We start from the raw sequence: 1,408 nt of genomic DNA on the forward strand, positions 1-1,408 counted from the left end.
AACCCGGAATCCGCATTAGAAAATAATTCATTATTTTAGAGTTCAAATTTCTAATGCGTAGCAATAGGGAGAATACAATTATGGAATTCGACATATCCTATACCAGTAAAGAGATTACACCGTGGGGCGGCATGGTTTTTCTAAAGCAAATGTTGCAAAAAATAGGTTTTACTGAAATTGTTAAGAACAATCCTGACTTACCTCAATCGGGCTCTAATAGAGGATATAAAACCACTACCATTATTGAAGGATTTATAACAAGTATCTGGTGTGGAGCGAATAGATTTTTGCACACCGAAGTTACAAGACATGATAGAGCGTTAGGTAAAATCTTTAACTGGTCAACCGCACCAGGCCAGGATACCTACAAACGTTTTTTCGGCAAGTTTAACCAAGCCACCAACCAAAAAGTAAGCGATTATTTTTACTCATGGATATTCGACAATTTTAAATTTGACAATTTCACCTTAGATATTGATTCGTCCGTAATGACACGCTACGGACAACAAGAGGGTGCAAAAAAAGGATATAACCCAGCCAAGAAAGGTCGTCCATCACATCATCCAATTATTGCTTTTATTGATGATGTAAAACTTGTTGCCAACATGTGGCTTCGTAGTGGAAACACTTCATCGGCCAATAATTTTCTAGCATTCTTGGACGATACTTTATCCAAGTTGAAAAATAAAACAGTAAGCTTAATTCGTTTAGATAGTGGCTTTTTTCAAACGGATATTTTAGACTATCTGGAGCTAAAATCAATGGATTATATTATTGCAGCCAAATTTACACATCCCATTCAAAAAGTGATTCATGCCAGCAACAATTGGATTGTGTTAGATACAGGGATTGAAATTTGTGAACAAATATACCAAAGCGATTCGTGGAACAAACCAAGAAGAATGGTCATTGTTCGCCAAAAAATAAAAGACAGACCTCAAGCTCCCGGAAAGCAACTAAGTCTTTTCTGTGATGAGGAAATCTATAAAAACTACCGATATTCCGCGTATGTAACCAACCTGAAATATGCTCCAGCAGAAATATGGAGACTTTATCGGGGGCGTGCAAATGCAGAAAATCGAATCAAAGAATTAAAATACGACTTTGGGTTTGATAGCTTCAATCTTAAAGATTTTTTTGCCACAGAAGCTGCATTAACTTTTGCAATGATTGCCTATAATTTAATGGCTCTTTTTAGAACATTTATCTTGCAAGAAAAAACACAAAGAACCTTGTCTACTTTGAGATATAGAACCTTTGCTATTGGCGCATATTTTGAAAAAGTGAATGATAAACTTGTCCTAAAAATCGCCCTTAATAAGAAACGGCGAGAATGGTTTAGTGGTCTTTGGAATTATTCAAAAGTATTTGATTATCCTTTTGTAATTTCTAATGCGTAATTTGGGTT

At 35.5% G+C, this 1,408-nt stretch carries 1 protein-coding gene; it reads left to right on the forward strand.

The window, feature by feature from the left end:
* The first annotated feature begins 80 nt into the window (after positions 1–80).
* Positions 81–1,400 carry an IS1380 family transposase gene (locus A9Q02_RS01790; protein WP_097650662.1) on the forward strand — a complete coding sequence of 440 codons (1,320 nt, stop codon included), beginning with the start codon at positions 81–83 and terminating at the stop codon, positions 1,398–1,400.
* Positions 1,401–1,408 lie beyond the last annotated feature (8 nt).

It is taken from the genome of Candidatus Chloroploca asiatica (assembly GCF_002532075.1).
GTDB classification, from domain to species: Bacteria; Chloroflexota; Chloroflexia; order Chloroflexales; family Chloroflexaceae; genus Chloroploca; species Chloroploca asiatica.